We start from the raw sequence: 16,440 nt of genomic DNA, 5'->3' as shown, positions 1-16,440 counted from the left end.
ATGCACACCCTCGGCAAGGCTCCAGCAGTGAAGGCCTAGTGCAGTTGTCGGGCGAAGCGCTCCACGGCGCCGAGCACTTGCTTGGCGCCCTGACGAATCTCCACGATCACATCACCCGCCTGATTGGCCAGTTGCAGGCCGGCCTCGGCCTGGGCGCGACTGTTGGCCATGTCGCGCACAGCGGCGTCCACCAGCTTCTGGTTGTCCTGCACCACCCCGACGATCTCCTCGGTGGCCTTGCTGGTACGGCTGGCTAGCTGGCGCACCTCGTCGGCGACGACGGCGAAACCACGCCCCTGCTCCCCTGCCCGCGCGGCCTCGATGGCTGCGTTCAGCGCCAGCAGGTTGGTCTGCTGGGCGATACCACCGATGGTCTGCACCATGGTACTGATCAGCACCGACTGCTTGCCAAGGGCCTCGATCCCTTCGGAGGCCGACGTCATCTGCTCGGCGATGCGCTGCATGGTCTGCACCGTCTCGGTCACCACCTGGGCACCGCGCTGGGCGGTGGTGTCGGTACGCTGAGAAATGCCGTAGGCGGTGTCGGCCGCGTCGTTGACCTCTTCTTCGCGGTTGACCTGGTCGGTGATCACCGTGGCGAACTTGACCACCTTGTACAGACGATTCTGAGTGTCGTGCACCGGGTTGTAGGTCGCTTCGAGCCAGACCACGTGACCGTGGCTGTCTACGCGCTTGAAACGCCCGGCGACGAACTCGCCACGGTTCAGGCGTTCCCAGAAGCGTGTGTACTCGGCGGAGGATGACTCCTGCGGTTCGCAGAAGATGCGGTGGTGTTGGCCCCTGATCCGCTCCAGGCTGTAGCCCATGGCACTCAGGAACTGCTCGTTGGCGTTGAGCACGTGGCCCTGCAGGTCGAACTCGATCACGGCGGTCGAGCGTAGCAGTGCGTTGATGAAATCCTCGTTCTCGCGCGCCTTGTTCATGCTCTCGGTTATCTCGCTACCGATGCACTGAACACGTTGCACGACGCCCCGTTCGTCCGCCAGAGGCATCCAGGAGGCCTGCACCCACACCAGCGCGCCATCGCTGCGCAGGAAACGATAGCGATCACTGATCGAATGACCGGAAACGATCGCCGCACTGAGATCCTTGTAGCACGGCAGATCCTTGACGTAGGCCGGCACGAAGTCGCTCAGCGGGCGCCCTTTCAGTTGCTCGGGCGCATAACCGACGAAACGGGCGAACTTGTCGTTGAAATCGACGATCCGCTGCTGGGGATCGATCGACAGCATGATCTTCTGCGCCTGTATGCCTTGGACGAGCTGCTTGTACAGCGACAGCTCGGTGTCTTTCTGCTGCAACTCCTTCTTCAACTGGTTACCGAACATGTGCCTTCTCCAAGCAGTCCTCTTCCTGTGAACGGCCGACCGGCGAATCAATCGAGGCCGGCGTCAACTCAAGCATAGAAGGCGATTGGCAAAGCGTGAAAAGCGGTGTGTCAGACCACCGTGCCGAGCACCTCGACGGCCCGCACGTCCAGATCGCGCCGCAGGTAGTCCATGCGCCGTTCGTGGAAGGCGCGCATGTGCGGCAACGCCATGTGCTCGGCCAACGCCGCCGGCGAGGCCCAGACCTCGTAGAAGATGAACAACGTCGGATCCTGCGCATCGCGCAGCATGTGGTACTCGATGCAGCCCGGCTCGGCGCGGCTGGGCTCGATATAGGTGCGGAACAGTCGTTCGAAGGCCTCGGCCTGCTCAGGTTTGGTATGGGCGTGAAGAATGAAGGCGTGCATGTTGGCTCCTGCCGTGAAGGAATGGCCACACTCTAGCGCACGCCAAGTCGTCATTTTCATGACTATCAGTCAACAATCCTTTGCCTGTGAGCGGCTGTTTCCATGGCAGGCCGATGGTTAATCTGCTCCCATCATTTCCGGGAGTCACTCATGAAAAAGATCCTGCTACTCAACGGCGGCAAACAGTTCGCACACTCCGAAGGCCGCTACAACAGCACCTTGCACGACACCGCCGTGGCGTATCTCGACCGCGCCGGTTTCGACGTCAAGACCACCTTCATCGACGGTGGTTACGACGTGGAAGAAGAAGTGCAGAAAATCCTCTGGGCCGACGTGGTGATCTATCAGATGCCCGGTTGGTGGATGGGCGCACCGTGGACGGTGAAGAAGTACCTCGACGAGGTGTTCACCGCCGGCCATGGCAGCCTCTACGCCAGCGATGGCCGTACCCGCTCCGATGCCTCGCAGAAGTACGGCAGCGGCGGCCTGATCCAGGGCAAGCAATACATGCTGTCGCTGACCTGGAACGCCCCGGTGCAGGCCTTCGAAGACCCGACGGATTTCTTCGAAGGCAAAGGCGTGGACGCGGTGTACTTCCCCTTCCACAAGGCCAACGAGTTCCTCGGCATGAGCGCCCTGCCCACCTTCATCTGCAATGACGTGATGAAGGTGCCGAACATCGAGCACGACGTGGCGCGCTACGAGCAGCACCTGGCCAAGGTGTTCGGCAGCAACTGATGCTTGCTGCTGCGGTTCATTGCCCGCCGAACAATGCCGTCCAGTAGATGCCGGCGTCACTCTGCGGGTCGCTGCCGTAGGCGGCGCCAAGGGCATCGAACTGCGGGTTCATGATGTTGGCGCAATGGCCCGGGCTGGCCAGCCAGCCTTCGACCACCTTGCCCGGGGTGTCCAGCGCGGCGGCGATGTTCTCGCCCACTCGGCCGCCGCTGTAACCCGCCAGCTCCGCGCGATCGCCCGGTGTGCGGCCATCACGCCCCTGATGAGCGAAGAAGTTGCCATTGGCCATGGCGCGGCTATGCGCTTCGGCGGCGCTGCCCAGCTCTGCGCTCCAGGCAAGCGGTGCCGCGGCGGCAAAGGCCTGGTTGCCGCACTGGCGCGCCTGGGCCCGAGCGGCGTTGATCTGCTGCAAGAGCTTCTCGCCCTCACTCTGCCAGTCGCCCAGACGCCCACTGAGCAGTGGCCGCGCCAGCAGAATGCGCCAGTCACGCCCCTGCTGACTGACACCGATATCGATGAACTGCGGATCGAGCAGCACGCGGCAGAAGCTTTCACTCAGCGCCTGCATCGCCGACTGGGCATCGCGCGGGCCAGACAGGGTAATGGCCTGCACGTTGACCAACGGGTAGCCAGCTGCACTCAAAGATTGCTGCAAGTCGCCAGTACCGTCGGCCGGCAACATCAGCCGTGGATCATTGGCCAGCGGCGGTAGTGGCTCGGAAGCCTGCACACCGCAACGCTGAACCTCGCTGCGATAGACGTTGATCGCCTCGATCAGTGCCCTGTCCTCGGCGGCCTGCAAACCAGGCACAGCCGTCACGGCCAACACGGCCAACAGGCAGCGGCTCCATCGCCATGTCATCATTGTTATTGTCATACCGCTCTCTCCCCACTAACGTCGTGATTCTGACGCACCATCCGGCGCTGGATCATAGCCGGCTTCCCGCGCTTGCCGAAGCCCCATGAAACGGGTATCCGAGAACAGCCGGCAGGCTTCCTGCATAGCCACTCACTGTCATGCATCACTCACTCCGGCAGTCGCCTCATTCGTTTTAGAGAACACCTGATGCCCGGTCACCACACACAGAACGAACAACACCGCCGTTTGGTTCTCAAAGCTCTGCTATGGATCACGCTGGGCGGTGGTTTGTTCTTCTCGGTCATCAATTTGCTGCATGACAACTGGCTGCTGGCGCTTCTGGAGATCGGCTATGCAGGCGTCTCGCTGTACCTGCTGCTCATTCTCGACCGCACGCGCAACCTGCAGCTATTGACCGCGATCTACCTGCTGCCGTTCTTCAGCATCATGATGGTGGCGCTGGCCCAGCCTCATACCAGCTTCGCCGTGTTCGGCTGGATCCAGACCATCCCGATCATCTGCTACATGCTGCTGGGCCTGCGCCTGGGCATGTATGTTTCGCTGCTGTTCGTCGGCATTGGCCTGTTCGTCTTCAGCCGCCGATTCTCTTCCGAGCAGTTGCTGCAGAACGTGGAGATTATCGCCAACCTCGGGCTGGCCAGCCTGGCGGTGATGGTTTTCGCGCATATCTACGAGCGCAGCCGCATCGGCAACGAGAAGCGCCTGACCGAACGCGCCACCACCGACGCCCTGACCGGCCTGCCGAACCGGGTCAAGCTGGTTGAGGTATTCGAACGCGAGCGTGCGCATGTACTGCGCAACGGTACGCCGCTTTCACTGATATTCATCGACATCGATCACTTCAAGCAGATCAACGATCAGTTTGGCCATGACGCAGGCGACCGTGCACTGGATCACTTCGCCAGGGTGCTGGCGCAGCGTCTGCGCATCAATGATCTGTTCTGTCGCCTGGGTGGCGAGGAGTTCGCCGTGCTGTTGCCTGGCAGCACGGTCGGGCAAGCACGGGAGATAGCAGAAAGCCTGCGCTTGCGCCTGGCGACGGCGCCGCTCGAGTTGGCCAGCGGATCACTCAGCATGACGCTCAGCGCAGGCGTCGCCAGTTTCGGCACGGACGGGCATTCGCTCGACGAGTTGATGCTGGCAGCGGATCGACGCACCTACGCCGCCAAGCGCGCCGGGCGCAATCGGGTCATCAGCGCAGAAGACGCTGGCGACACCCAGCCGGCCCTGAGCTGAGGCGCGGCCAATCAGGCGTATACGCTGAGGCCGCCCTTCTCCTGCAGCCACTGGCGATAGGTTTCCAGCGAATCGGTCTGCTGGTCGCCATTATGCCCGGCGATACGCACACTGCCGTCCAGGCCGGCATCCACCATTTTCTGCACCTGCGCCAGCAGCTTGGCGGCATCGTCGCGATCCAGCGTGGTCACGTCCGGCAGTTGAATCACCGAGGGTGTCGAGGGCTTGCTCTCGGCACTGCGCTGTATGCCGCTGCTGGAGGATGAGCTGCCGCCATTCATCGCGCGCAGCAATCCGCCTTCACTGCGCGCAACGACTTGCTTGGCAAAGCGCCGCAGGTCGCCCAGAGGATCCTGGCTGCTCTGGCCTTCGCTCTCAGCGCTGCCTGTGGTCGAACCTTTGTTGAGCTGACTGCCGTAGTAGCTGAGCATGGCAGGCATGCTGTTGTTGATGCTGGTCATGGGGCCTCCGCAAAAAGCGTTTGCCTCATGCAAAGCAGATTCCGGGCCAGACGCTGCAGCCCAATGACTACGCGGCTTACGCGCTGCCCTGCGGCAGTGGTTTGCCACCTCGAGGCAAGGCTTTGCCCATGCGCCTCACCCCAGCAGGTCGACCATCACCGCATTGCTGTAGATCAGGCAGCCATCCTCGGCGCTGTAGCCGACCAGGTGAAATTGGCCGCGCCCCTCCTCACCGCCGAGGTAGACCCGCCATTTGCACTCGCTCAACGGGCCGAAGCCATCCGGCATGACCAGTTCCAGCGTCTGCGTGTCGGCATCGATCATCGTGTCGCGCGTGCCGCTGCGCTGCAGTTGCTCCTCGGCTTGTTCCAGTCGCAGGTGCTCCGCCTCGCTGACATAGAACTGCAGGGTGCCGATGGGGATGGATTTGCTGTCGTTGTCGGCCTTACGCCAACCGTCGATGCTCAGGGTGTTCATCTGCACGTCTCCTCAGTGAAACCTGAGTTCAGGGCAAACGCCCGCTTACAGAACGTGGGACAAACGAGACCCTGGCATGACTCCTGACAAATGGACGAACGGCCTACCGTTTGCTTGTCGAGTCGATTGCGCTAGGCTCTGCACCTCAATTGAAAGGAGGTACTCCCCATGGCCCGCGCCACTGCCCGCCACATCCTGGTTGCCAGCGAAGACAAGTGCAACGAACTGAAAACCGCCATCGAAGGCGGTGCCGACTTCGCCCAACTGGCTAAAGACAACTCCTCCTGCCCGTCCGGCCGTAGCGGCGGCGACCTGGGTTCCTTCGGCCCCGGCCAGATGGTCAAGGAATTCGATACCGTGGTGTTCAGCGCGCCAGTCGGCGTGGTGCAAGGCCCGGTGAAAACCCAGTTCGGTTACCACCTGCTGGAAGTCACCAGCCGCCAGGACTGATTCGCAGCAAAGGAAGGGCCGTATCTGCGGCTCTTCTCTTGCCCAAGCCTTTTTCAGTACCCACGTAGTAGGGCTCTGGGTTTCACCATGAAGCGCGGTATTCGGCTCACTTCCATCCTGCTGGTGTTCATCTGCCTGTCCCTGGCGTTACTGACGGCCTGGCAGATCTGGTTTTCCCGTGAGCGCGCATTGCACGAGCTGAACGTGGCCAACCTCAACCTGGTTCAGGCCCTGGACAACTACAGCGAAGGCGCCATTCGCCAGTCAGAGCTGGTGCTGCTGGATCTGGCTGAACGCCTGGAGCAGGAAGGCAAGGATCAGGTGCACCTCGCACGCCTGCAGACCGTGGTACAGGAACAAAGCCGCGTCCTGCGGCTGGCCAGCACCATCATCATCTACGGTACCGATGGCAACCGGCTGCTGGTCTCTCGGGGCGACATCAACTCGCGCCCTAATGCAGCAGATCGTGAGTTCTTCATCCATCACCGCGATACGCCGTCCACCGACACGTTCATCGGCCCCACCATCAAAAGTCGTCTAAGCGGCGAATGGGTGTTCACCGTTAGCCGACGCCTGAACGATGCCAACGGCCAGTTCTCCGGCGTCGTCGCCATCACCCTGAGCGTTGAGCATTTCCTTCACCTGTTCGGCAGCCTCAACCTGGGTGCTCAGGGAGCGATGAGCCTGTCCACCAGCGATGGCCGGATTCTATTCCGCCATCCCTTTCGCGAGCAGGATATCGGGCTGAACTGGTCAGACTCGCCCATCATGGAAATGCTCCGCGAGCACAACCCCGTGACCGCCTTACAGACCTCACGCATCGACGGAACCGAGCGCTTGTATGCCTTCCGCCGCAACGATCGCCTGCCACTGATCACCGCCGTCGCTCTTGGCCGTGACGAAGCGCTGGCCGCTTGGCGCCGTGATGCCGAACTGTTCGCCACGCTCATCCTCATCTTGCTGCTCGCCATCGGTGTCATCGGCCAGCGCCTGATCGTCGACATCCGCCGTCGCTCGCGGGCCGAGCGCCAGTTGCTCAACGCCCGGGAAGAGCTGCTCGACGCCAATGCCCGCCTGGAGATACTGGCCTCGCAGGACGCCCTGACCGGCCTGGCCAACCGCCGCAGTTTCGACCAGACACTGGAAGTGGAGATTCGTCGTGCGCAGCGCCGTGGCTCATCGCTGTCGCTGTTGCTGCTCGATATCGATCTGTTCAAGCGTTACAACGACCGCTACGGCCACGTTGCCGGCGATGCCTGCCTGCGCACCGTCGCCGAGGTGCTCAAGCAGTGCGTGCGGCGCCCGGGCGATCTGGCGGCACGCTATGGCGGCGAAGAGTTGGTGGTGATTCTGCCGAACACCACGCGCGAAGGTGCCGAAGCCGTCGCGCAGAGCTTCATGGAGGCCCTGGAGCAACGCAATCTGGCTCACCAGGGCAGTCCGTTCGAAAGAGTCACCGCCAGTGCCGGCGTGGCCAGCCTGAAACCCGGCTCGCAAGACAGTGTCACCCTGACCCTGACCTTGATCGAGGCAGCCGACCAGGCTCTCTATCGGGCCAAGGCCAATGGCCGCAACCGCCTCGAGAGCACGGAGCTGGCAACAGACTGAGACAGGTGACAAGTCGGCCGAAGCGGTTCAGCATCGCCTTGAACTGTCAGCCCTGGATGAACGGTCACGATGAGCAACGGCACCCCGCACCCTCTGCAGCAACTGGCCCAGAACCTGCTCGGTAAACCTCTGCACGAACTCGAGCCGGAAGAAACCCACGTACTCGAACAGATCCGTCAGCGCCGCCCCATCAGCCGCGATGTCGCCGATGCATCGGACGAGCAGTCGTCCTTTGGCGAACGGCTGTCGGACAAGGTCGCCGCCGTCGGTGGCTCCTGGACGTTCATCATCTGTTTCGCGCTGACCATGCTCGGCTGGATGCTGATCAATACCGATGTGCTGTCGCACTTCGGCATGGCTTTCGACCCCTACCCTTACATCTTCCTCAACCTGATGCTCTCGACCCTGGCAGCGATCCAGGCGCCGATCATCATGATGAGTCAGAACCGCCAGGCAGCGAAGGATCGTCTCGCCGCGCGCCTGGACTTCGAAGTGAACCTGCGTGCCGAGCTGGAGATCATGCGCCTGCACGAGAAGATCGATCAGAAGATCCAGCAACGCCTGGATCAGATCCTCGAACGTCTACCGGAAAAGCACCCGCACGACTGAGCCAGTGCTTGTAGGGGGCGCCATGCGCACCAGCTCTGTTTCAGAAAGCGCTGCGCCCAACACGCGCCCTAAGGCAGCGTCGGCTCGCGCCGGCGCCAGCTATCGAGCAAACGCCCGCCCCAGACGTTGATCAACAGCCCCGCCATCACCAACGCCGCACCGATCATCTGCAACTGCCCCAGGCGCTCGCCCAACAGCAGCGCCGCCGAACTGATGCCCACCACCGGCACCAGCAACGAGAACGGCGCCACCTGGCTGGCTGGATAACGCGACAGCAGGCGGCTCCACAGACCATAACCGAGAAGGGTCGCCCCGAACGCCAGGTAAGCCAGCACCAGCATCGAATTCAGGTTAAGCGTGCGCAGCGACTGCCCGATCAGTTCCGGCCCTTCCAGCCACAGCGACAATGCCAGGAACGGCAGCGGTGGAATCAGGCTGCCCCAGACCACCAGCCCGACCAGATTGACCTTGCCCAGCTTGCGCGTGACCACATTGCCCAACGCCCACATCGAGGCGGCGGCGATGGTCAGGGCAAACCCGGCCAGGGTCATCGTCTGGCCGCCCTGCAAGCCGATCAGCACCAGGCCACTGGCCGCCACCAGCAAACCGAACAGGTTGCTGCCACGTAACCGCTCGCCGAGAAACAGCGCAGCGAAAAACAGGGTGAAGAAAGCCTGCGATTGCAGCACCAGTGACGCCAGGCCGGCCGGCATGCCGACGTACATGGCATAGAACAGGAAGGCGAACTGCCCCAGTGAAATGGTCATGCCGTATGCCAGCATCCAACGCAAGGGCACCTCAGGGCGGCGCACGAAAAGAATCGCGGGAAACGCAGCGAGCATGAAGCGCAGGGCGCCCATCAACATCGGCGGCATGCCGTGCAGGCCAACCTTGATCACCACAAAATTCACGCCCCAGACGACGATCACCAGCAGCGCCAGCAGCAGATCCTTGGGTGACATGGAAACAGTCCTCGAACGAAGGGCACTCATTAGACCCGCATGGCCAAAGGTGCGGCAGACACAGTGCCAGAAGAAAAACACCGCACAGTGCGCTGATCGCCCCTGATCGCCTGCAAGGCGTTCAGTCAGCGCATGGCCTTTGCTACTCTGCGCTCTCCCTCTCGCTCGTAACGCCCCATGACCCTGCATGACTTTCTGCTCTTCGCCCTGCCGGCGATCTTTCTCACCGGGTTGTCCAAAGGTGGCTTCGGCGGGGCATTGGGCGGTATCGCCGTACCCCTGCTGGCACTGGCGACCTCACCGAAACAGGCGGTGGCGGTCATGCTGCCGATTCTCTGCCTGGCTGACGTGGTGGGGCTGAAGGCCTATTGGGGCAAGTGGGACACGGCCAACCTCAAGGTCATGCTGCCGGGCGCCGTGATCGGCATCGTCATCGGTTCGCTGACCTTCGGTTTCTTCGACGAGCGTGCCATCGGCCTGCTGATCGGCACCATCGCCATCCTCTTCGTCGGGCTCGGCCTGGTGCTCGGCAACCAGCCGCCGCGCCCGCTGCACAAAGGCCGCGGCACGCTGCTGTCGAGCCTGGCCGGCTTCACCAGTTTCGTCGCCCATGCCGGTGGCCCGCCGGTGATGATGCACCTGTTGCCGCAGCAGTTGGAGAAGGTGCGTTTCGTTGCCACCATCAACCTGTTCTTCCTGCTGACCAACGCGGCGAAGCTGTTCCCCTATGCCGCGCTGGGCCAGTTCACCCAGGAAAACCTGCTGCTGAGCCTGATGCTCGCGCCCATCGTGCCGCTGGGCGTATGGAGCGGCCTGTGGCTGCAATCACGGGTCAACCACCTGTGGTTCTACCGCATCGCGCGGCTGGGCATTCTGCTGGCCGGCATACAACTGATCTGGCGGTACCTCTAAACCAGTAGGGTGCGCCGCGCGCACCGCTCTCGATCAAGGTTCGGCTGTGCGCCACAGTTCAGGCCAATCGCCGGGGTTGCCTCCCGCACACCGGCCCATGAAGCTGAACGAGGCCAGTTGAAAACGCGTGCCATCGAAACGCCAACTACCCGCCTCACCGCAATCGGCAATCCCCCGCCCCTTGTACAGATAGGCCAGCTCACCGGTCCTCGGCTCGAAGCTGACCCAGCCAGAAAGGTCTCCGCCATGCTCCAGCGGTATTGGATCGAGCTGAAGATCCTGCTCCGCGTAAGGTGGCTGGCGGTTGACGCGAAAGACGGCGAAATCGCAGTTGTAAGCCGCGCACCAGGTGCGAATGATGACCAGCGCTTCGTGGTCGCTGAGCGCGAAGGCCTCGGCTTCGGGCTCGCTGCCCATGTCCTCCTCGATCCACTGGCTGCGCGTCTGCGCCATCACCGCCTCGGCGATGGCTCGGCTTTCGTCTTCGCCAAGCGGCGTGGCACCGGGGTAGGCACGTAGACGCGGCGCCTGCGGCGCATCCGGTACCTCGCTGTCAGCACGGGTACCTGGGCGATACAAGGCGCTGCGAGTCTCCACACGGCCCTGTACGGCATCCATCAACAGCAACGCGGCGGAAAGCCCGCTGAGCGACACCTGCGCTTCGTCCTCGCCCTTCACGTCCATGCGCAATTGCCCACCATTGCGCAACTCGGTCAGTAACGCCTGAGCGCCGGCGCCCTCGGCCATCAGCAATGCTTCGCCGTCACGATTCACCTGCTGCAGCGCAGCGGCATTCGCCAAGGGTTTGCCATCGAGCAGCAAGGGGGAAAACTCACGCTGCTCGGTATCACGCAGGTAGAGCCTCAGAGGCGCCTGCGCGCCAGCATCACGCTGCAGGTGAAGGCCCAGCGGGTTGTAATTGAAACTTTCGGGAGCGCTCAGCGCCTGACAACCGCGCAGGTTGTCACAGGCGACCACCCAATCCTTGATTTCCCGGTACAGCGGCACCTGCTCGGGCGCCGCCTGGGTCATCCCCGTGGCCAGCATCAACCCGGCGATCAGCGTCCAACGCGACATGGGCAACTCCTTTTGGCGAATGCGCAGGGCCGCCATGTTGCGTCGCTCGGATCAGCCAGGCAAGCGCCATCAGAGGTTCAGCAGTTCGCGCAACTCCCTGGCCGTCGGCATGCGCGCCGAGACCCCGCTGTTGAAATCGAAGGACTTGGCGCTGGCCAGCGGCCCGACCACCACCGGATCGAAACCGGCGTCCGTCACCAGGCGTGCGGCTACCTCGAGCGCGGCCTGATCATCGGCCGCCAGGGGGATGGCGAGCTTTTCGCCGTCGCGATGTGCCTGGCTGCGCAGGTTGTAGGCGGCGATGGCGTTGAAGGCACGCACCAGGCGTACGCCCGGCAGGAATTTCTGCGAGGCCAAGCCGGCGCCCATCGCCACAGCCTCCTCGGCCATCGGCCCATCGCGTCCAGGGCGCGGATTGCCGGCGTCCAGCACGACCTTGCCCGCCAGCTCCGACGCGTAATCGCGCCCTACCTGCGGCGTGGCGCCGTAGGGCACCGCCAGCAGAATCACGTCACCGAAGGCCGCGGCTTCGCGAGGCGTGCCCACAGTCGCACGCTCGCCCAACTCATCGGCCAACGCCTGCAAACGCTCAGGGTGACGCGAAGACATCATCACCTCATGCCCGGCCTCCACCCACAACCGCGCCAGCGGGCTGCCGATATTGCCGGTACCGATGATGCCGATGCGCAGCGCATTCTCCTGAGCCAGAGCCGAACCGCCGCCCAGCATCAACCCTGCAGATAACAGGACGATACTCAGGCGATGAAATAGACGAAACATGATGACCTCCCGACTCGCAGCAAAAAGGCAAGCATAGGTAAGCCGGTACAAAGGTCGGACGATGATTCGCTACAACCTGTTACGTGCCAGTGACTATGCTTCATACAGTGAATGCGCTTTGCAGACGGCCCAGAGGGCGAGGAGGTGGTAGTGACCAGTACGTATATGTCCAGTCAATGATCCATTTCCCGGAGTCACCACCATGAGCAAGAGCCAGGATTCACACAAGGAAAGCAAGAAGAAGCCGCAGAAAACCGCGCACGAAAAACGCGAAGCCAAGCGCACGAAGAAACAGGGTCAGACCTTGCTGGGTAGCCACTCGACCCACGCCTGACCGTCCCCTCATCCGGCGCGGGCCCACTGCGCCGGGTTCTGTATCACCGTCGGCCGAAATTGCAGGTGCCGTCGGCCGCGCAAGGCACTAGAATCCGCAGCCTATCGATCGTCACGCCATGACCCGCGTTGACGCCGTCTCACCTATCGGCCAGGAGACCCCAGATGGGCGCCCAATGGAAAGCCAAACCCAAAGAAGCCGCCGCTAACGCCCGAGGCAAGATCTTCGGCAAGCTGGTGAAGGAAATCATGCTCGCTGCGCGTAACGGCGCCGACCCGGACATGAACCCCAAGCTGCGCCTGGCCGTGCATCAGGCCAAGAAAGCCTCGATGCCCAAGGACACCCTGGAGCGCGCCATCAAGAAAGGCGCTGGTCTGTCCGGTGAAGTGATCAACTACGAACGCACCCAGTACGAAGGCTTCGCCCCGCACCAGGTGCCGCTGATCGTCGAGTGCCTGACCGACAACGTCAACCGTACCGTCGCCGAGATTCGCGTACTGTTCCGCAAGGGCCAACTCGGTGCCTCCGGCTCGGTCAGCTGGGACTTCGACCACGTAGGCCTGATCGAAGCCAGCAGCGATGATGGCGCTGACCCGGAGCTGGCGGCCATCGAAGCCGGCGCACAGGATTTCGTACCCGATGACGAGGGCGCGACCCTGTTCATCACCGAGCCGACCGACCTCGATGCGGTGTGCAAGGCGCTGCCGGAGCAGGGTTTCACCGTCAACTCGGCCAAGCTCGGCTACCGCCCGAAGAACCCGGTGACCAACCTGACGCCAGAGCAGATGGAAGAAGTCGAAGCCTTCCTCGAGGCCATCGATGGCCACGATGATGTGCAGAACGTCTACGTCGGCCTGGCCGGCTGATGATCGTAGGGCGCCCTGAGCGGGCGCCCAGCGTTTCCCTTATGAAAACCACTCTGCATATCGCCGCCGCCTGCCTGTTCGACGAACAGGGCCGCCTGTTGCTGGTGCGCAAGCGCAATACCCGTTTCTTCATGCTCCCTGGCGGCAAGCGCGAGGCGGGTGAAGATGCGCTGAGCGCGCTCGAACGTGAGCTGTTCGAAGAGCTTGAACTGAGACTGGAGGCTGACGCGCTGCAAGCTGTCGGCCAGTTCCAGGCCCCCGCCGCCAACGAGGCCGACACCTGGCTGCAGGCGGACATCTTTCGCGCCGCCCTGCCCCATGCCGTTCAGCCCGCGGCCGAACTGGAAGAGCTGCGCTGGCTCGACACCACTCAGCCCCTCCCCGATGACCTGGCGCCGCTACTGCGCGAACAGGTGTTGCCGGCTCTGGCACGGCTTCAATCCCTGGCGGCGACCTCATAGGGCCATCGCGCAGCAATGTCAAAAACTGCTCCCGGCGTTTTTTTGTGGCCCGCCATCCTTGGCGGCCACCCTTGCGGGCCGTCGGCGGAGCCAACGTCAAAAATCGCTCACGGCGATTTTTTGATCCATGACAACGCAGGCGACAGCACCAGCGGTTAGGCTGCGCCGATAAACAGAACCATTCGCCTTGCCTGCAAACCCCATCGGAATCGAGGTTTGCCATGAGTATCACATCCGCCCAGATCTGCCAGGCCGCCGACCAGTTGCAGGGTTTCGTCGGCTACAACGCCAAGACCGGCCACTACCTGCTGCGTTTCTCCGAGGACAGTTTCGGCCTCGACGTACCGGCCGAGACCATCACCCCCACCTGCGAGTATGTCTGGCACGCCGACGAAGGCGAGCTGATGCGCCTGGATCGCCAGCGCCTGGCCTGGCTGCAGGAACAACGCATCGACGACCGAGTCAATCTCAGCGAGCCTCTGCGGGTTTATCTGCGCCGCAACGACCTACCGGAAATCCGCGCCGAACGCCGCCGCCTGGCACCGGCCTGAGTAACCCCAACCATGTGCCTGAGATGCGCCGTACGCTCAACTGGGGAATCTGGATAACAGCAGCAGGACAGGTTCGCTTGAGAGTAAGAGTCGCCTTGTTGGCAGCGGGCTACTAGGTGAGCGGATAACGATTCACTCGCCTGGTTCGGACAGCACCTGGGGCGCATTTTTCAGTCACAAGGCCATCCGCCAGATCGACTTGCAATAAAGGGCGCTCCCCATCCGCTGTCCATGCGTACCAGGCTCCTGGCAACACCAGAGCGTTCAGTCAGACGTATCGTCGCGCTCGGACTCGGCATCCTCGCGATTGCGCGCCTTGCCACGCGGGTTGGGCCCAGCCACGGCCGGGAACCGCGACGATGCATAGCGCACCACCAGAATCGCGAGGGCCAGCAAGAGGATCGCCCCCGACACCATCACCACGCCCCAGCTCGGCTTGTGCGTGTGGGAAATATCGGAAATCAGCAAACGAGTCAGCGCGGTGATCGCCACGTAGATCATGAAGCGGATCGGCATGTGGTTGGTCTTGAAATAGATCCCCACCATCGCCGCCAACTCCAGGTAGATGAACAGCAGCAGGATGTCATCGACCGTGATATGTCCCTTTTCCAGCATGCCGAGAAAGGCCATCACCCCTGCCCAGGCCGTGATCGCACCGATGGCAAACAAGGCCAGATAATGGAAAGCCTCCATCAGCAGATTGCCCAGGGACTCGGCCAGACCATGCATGCTCGTGCGCAGGCGCTCCACCCAATTCATTGCGTACTTCTCTCCCGAAACCAGCATGACGGCTCGAACGCCCAGGATAGGCGTTCGCCAGCGAAGATCATGCAGGAAAAAGACCAGCCTCAGGATGATGCGGGGATGTGACGAAAAGACACAGGCGACAGGAAGACAGTGTCGAGAGCGACCTGGGTTATCTAGCCACCTACACCACGGCCTGTCGCCTCAGGCCAGGCATAGCAATGTTTACCGGCCTCCTTAGCGCGATACATGGCCGTATCGGCAGCCGCAATCAGGCGACGACGATCCTCGCCGTGTTCGGCATAGCGCGCCAGACCGACACTCACCCCGACACGCATGACTGCATGTTGCTCCAGCAGCGGGCCATCCAGTGCGTCGATCAGACGCTGCGCCAGGCGCTCGACTGCCGCGGCATCACCAGCCGCGATCACGGCGAACTCATCGCCCCCGAGACGCGCCAACACCTCGCCCTCACGAATCACGTCTCGCCAACGCGCGACAACCGCTTTGAGCGTCGCATCGCCTGCGGCATGGCCGAGCTGGTCATTGATCGGCTTGAAGCCATCCAGATCGAGGTACAACAGGGCTACGTGACGCTCGCCGCGCCGGGCCAAAGCCAGCGCCTGATCCAGTGCCTCGTTGAATGCACGGCGATTGGGCAGATGAGTCAGGCTGTCGTGCTGCGATTCGAAAGACAATCGCTCGAGCAATTCGGCACGCTCACGCAGGTCGCGACGTAGATCGCTGAACAGTAAGGTCAGCAGCGCCACCATCAACAGTGCCCCACCACCGCCCCCCCAGAGTGCCAGCCCCGAGCGCCACTCGAGATCGGCTTTCTGCTCTCGAAGCGAGAGAGCCACGCCACGCTCGACATTACCGATGCGCTGACGCATCTCATCCATGTACAACTTGCCGTCATTGGCAGCCAGAACACGCAACGCCTCGACCTGGCCTTGCTCCCTACGCAGGATGATGGTCTGCGCCAGCTCGTCACGCTTGAGCTCGCTGAGCTGTGCGATGACTTTCAGATCGACCGCATAGACCTGCAGAGTCGGATTTTCCAGCATCTCGTGCAGCTGCTCGTCCAATCGACCGATGGCCTGTTCGTAAGGCACCAGGTACTGCTGATTGCCAGTCAACAAATAGCCACGCTGACCAATCTCGGCATCTTGCAAAGTGGAGAGCAACGTCGACAGGCGATAGAGAGATCGATACAAATCCTGTACAGACTGCCCACTCGAGAGACTGACCTGACTTCCCCAGATAGCCCCGATCAACAACATCAAACTCAGGTAGAAAAGCGCCACCAGTGCCACCAGCTTACGCTCGACACGACCAATCGTTTTAAACATGGAGACCTCAAGCCATAGGCAATACAGAGGTTTTCGCAGGGCGCTTACAAGGACTATAGGGCTGCGCTGGCGAACAGCACAAGCGCCGCACCGAAAACTGCTGAAATAAGTACGGCAGCGGCTCAACCATATACAAGACATGTACATGAATCGTATTTTCAAGCGAGGCGATGGTGTTCGAGAGCA

General features: G+C 62.2%; 20 protein-coding genes. 10 read left to right on the top strand and 10 right to left on the bottom strand.

Annotated features, from left to right (window positions below; all coding sequences use genetic code 11):
• Positions 1-35: 35 nt before the first annotated feature.
• Together HS968_RS08375 and HS968_RS08370 are read right to left on the bottom strand one after the other, a co-directional pair.
• Positions 36-1,349, bottom strand: a complete 1,314-nt coding sequence (locus tag HS968_RS08375) for a methyl-accepting chemotaxis protein (protein ID WP_182370943.1) — start codon at positions 1,347-1,349, stop codon at positions 36-38.
• 110 nt (positions 1,350-1,459) lie between these two features.
• Positions 1,460-1,756 carry a putative quinol monooxygenase gene (locus HS968_RS08370; protein WP_182370942.1) on the bottom strand — a complete coding sequence of 99 codons (297 nt, stop codon included), beginning with the start codon at positions 1,754-1,756 and terminating at the stop codon, positions 1,460-1,462.
• A 150-nt stretch (positions 1,757-1,906) separates the two neighbouring features.
• Between HS968_RS08370 and HS968_RS08365 the strand changes: the two genes are divergently transcribed.
• Positions 1,907-2,494, top strand: a complete 588-nt coding sequence (locus tag HS968_RS08365; protein WP_182370941.1) for an NAD(P)H-dependent oxidoreductase — start codon at positions 1,907-1,909, stop codon at positions 2,492-2,494.
• Between the two features lie 16 nt (positions 2,495-2,510).
• On the opposite strand, the gene HS968_RS08360 is transcribed toward HS968_RS08365, so the two are convergent.
• A complete protein-coding gene (locus HS968_RS08360) occupies positions 2,511-3,359 on the bottom strand; it encodes a CAP domain-containing protein (RefSeq protein WP_238338921.1) in 849 nt (282 codons plus the stop codon).
• Positions 3,360-3,560: 201 nt separating this feature from the next.
• Here HS968_RS08360 and HS968_RS08355 point away from each other — a divergent pair, with 201 nt between their 5' ends.
• A complete protein-coding gene (locus HS968_RS08355) occupies positions 3,561-4,610 on the top strand; it encodes a GGDEF domain-containing protein (RefSeq protein ID WP_182370939.1) in 1,050 nt (349 codons plus the stop codon).
• A gap of 11 nt (positions 4,611-4,621) precedes the next feature.
• On the opposite strand, the gene HS968_RS08350 is transcribed toward HS968_RS08355, so the two are convergent.
• Both HS968_RS08350 and HS968_RS08345 read right to left on the bottom strand, forming a co-directional pair.
• Entirely contained in the window at positions 4,622-5,071 is a 450-nt protein-coding gene (locus tag HS968_RS08350; protein ID WP_182370938.1) for a hypothetical protein, read from the bottom strand.
• A gap of 135 nt (positions 5,072-5,206) precedes the next feature.
• Positions 5,207-5,548 carry a hypothetical protein gene (locus HS968_RS08345; RefSeq protein ID WP_182370937.1) on the bottom strand — a complete coding sequence of 114 codons (342 nt, stop codon included), beginning with the start codon at positions 5,546-5,548 and terminating at the stop codon, positions 5,207-5,209.
• A gap of 168 nt (positions 5,549-5,716) precedes the next feature.
• Between HS968_RS08345 and HS968_RS08340 the strand changes: the two genes are divergently transcribed.
• The 3 genes from HS968_RS08340 (at position 5,717) to HS968_RS08330 (ending at position 8,215) form a co-directional block, all read left to right on the top strand.
• Positions 5,717-5,998 (top strand): peptidylprolyl isomerase, encoded by a 282-nt coding sequence (locus HS968_RS08340; protein WP_037004350.1) that lies wholly within the window; start codon positions 5,717-5,719, stop codon positions 5,996-5,998.
• Between the two features lie 87 nt (positions 5,999-6,085).
• Positions 6,086-7,606 carry a sensor domain-containing diguanylate cyclase gene (locus HS968_RS08335; protein ID WP_182370936.1) on the top strand — a complete coding sequence of 507 codons (1,521 nt, stop codon included), beginning with the start codon at positions 6,086-6,088 and terminating at the stop codon, positions 7,604-7,606.
• Positions 7,607-7,675: 69 nt separating this feature from the next.
• Complete coding sequence (locus HS968_RS08330; RefSeq protein ID WP_182370935.1) at positions 7,676-8,215, top strand: DUF1003 domain-containing protein; 540 nt, start codon at positions 7,676-7,678, stop codon at positions 8,213-8,215.
• Positions 8,216-8,283: 68 nt separating this feature from the next.
• Here the strand turns inward: HS968_RS08330 and HS968_RS08325 are convergent, their stop codons facing one another.
• Complete coding sequence (locus tag HS968_RS08325) at positions 8,284-9,177, bottom strand: EamA family transporter (RefSeq protein ID WP_182370934.1); 894 nt, start codon at positions 9,175-9,177, stop codon at positions 8,284-8,286.
• Positions 9,178-9,354: 177 nt separating this feature from the next.
• Here HS968_RS08325 and HS968_RS08320 point away from each other — a divergent pair, with 177 nt between their 5' ends.
• Entirely contained in the window at positions 9,355-10,089 is a 735-nt protein-coding gene (locus tag HS968_RS08320; protein ID WP_182370933.1) for a sulfite exporter TauE/SafE family protein, read from the top strand.
• A gap of 33 nt (positions 10,090-10,122) precedes the next feature.
• Here HS968_RS08320 and HS968_RS08315 read toward each other — a convergent pair whose 3' ends face one another.
• Positions 10,123-11,166, bottom strand: coding sequence for a DUF1176 domain-containing protein (locus HS968_RS08315; RefSeq protein ID WP_182370932.1), 1,044 nt, complete (start codon positions 11,164-11,166; stop codon positions 10,123-10,125).
• A 69-nt stretch (positions 11,167-11,235) separates the two neighbouring features.
• The gene (locus HS968_RS08310; RefSeq protein ID WP_182370931.1) at positions 11,236-11,946 is read right to left on the bottom strand and encodes an NADPH-dependent F420 reductase; all 711 of its coding nucleotides are present in this window, start codon (positions 11,944-11,946) and stop codon (positions 11,236-11,238) included.
• A gap of 202 nt (positions 11,947-12,148) precedes the next feature.
• Between HS968_RS08310 and HS968_RS26505 the strand changes: the two genes are divergently transcribed.
• The 4 genes from HS968_RS26505 (at position 12,149) to HS968_RS08295 (ending at position 14,158) form a co-directional block, all read left to right on the top strand.
• Positions 12,149-12,280, top strand: coding sequence for a hypothetical protein (locus HS968_RS26505; protein ID WP_267895730.1), 132 nt, complete (start codon positions 12,149-12,151; stop codon positions 12,278-12,280).
• 164 nt (positions 12,281-12,444) lie between these two features.
• The gene (locus tag HS968_RS08305; RefSeq protein ID WP_106739492.1) at positions 12,445-13,146 is read left to right on the top strand and encodes a YebC/PmpR family DNA-binding transcriptional regulator; all 702 of its coding nucleotides are present in this window, start codon (positions 12,445-12,447) and stop codon (positions 13,144-13,146) included.
• 41 nt (positions 13,147-13,187) lie between these two features.
• Positions 13,188-13,607, top strand: coding sequence for an NUDIX hydrolase (locus HS968_RS08300; RefSeq protein WP_119693687.1), 420 nt, complete (start codon positions 13,188-13,190; stop codon positions 13,605-13,607).
• Positions 13,608-13,828: 221 nt separating this feature from the next.
• Positions 13,829-14,158, top strand: coding sequence for a DUF2025 family protein (locus HS968_RS08295; protein WP_106739490.1), 330 nt, complete (start codon positions 13,829-13,831; stop codon positions 14,156-14,158).
• Between the two features lie 264 nt (positions 14,159-14,422).
• On the opposite strand, the gene HS968_RS08290 is transcribed toward HS968_RS08295, so the two are convergent.
• Positions 14,423-14,917: a phosphate-starvation-inducible protein PsiE gene (locus HS968_RS08290; protein ID WP_119693686.1), complete on the bottom strand. Its 495-nt coding sequence runs from the start codon at positions 14,915-14,917 to the stop codon at positions 14,423-14,425.
• 161 nt (positions 14,918-15,078) lie between these two features.
• Positions 15,079-16,254 (bottom strand): diguanylate cyclase domain-containing protein, encoded by a 1,176-nt coding sequence (locus tag HS968_RS08285; protein ID WP_182370930.1) that lies wholly within the window; start codon positions 16,252-16,254, stop codon positions 15,079-15,081.
• Positions 16,255-16,440: the final 186 nt, after the last annotated feature.

Source organism: Pseudomonas berkeleyensis, from assembly GCF_014109765.1.
Classification (GTDB): Bacteria; Pseudomonadota; Gammaproteobacteria; order Pseudomonadales; family Pseudomonadaceae; genus Aquipseudomonas; species Aquipseudomonas berkeleyensis.
Note: the sequence above shows the minus strand (reverse complement) of the source record. Positions and strands in the feature narration are given on the sequence as shown.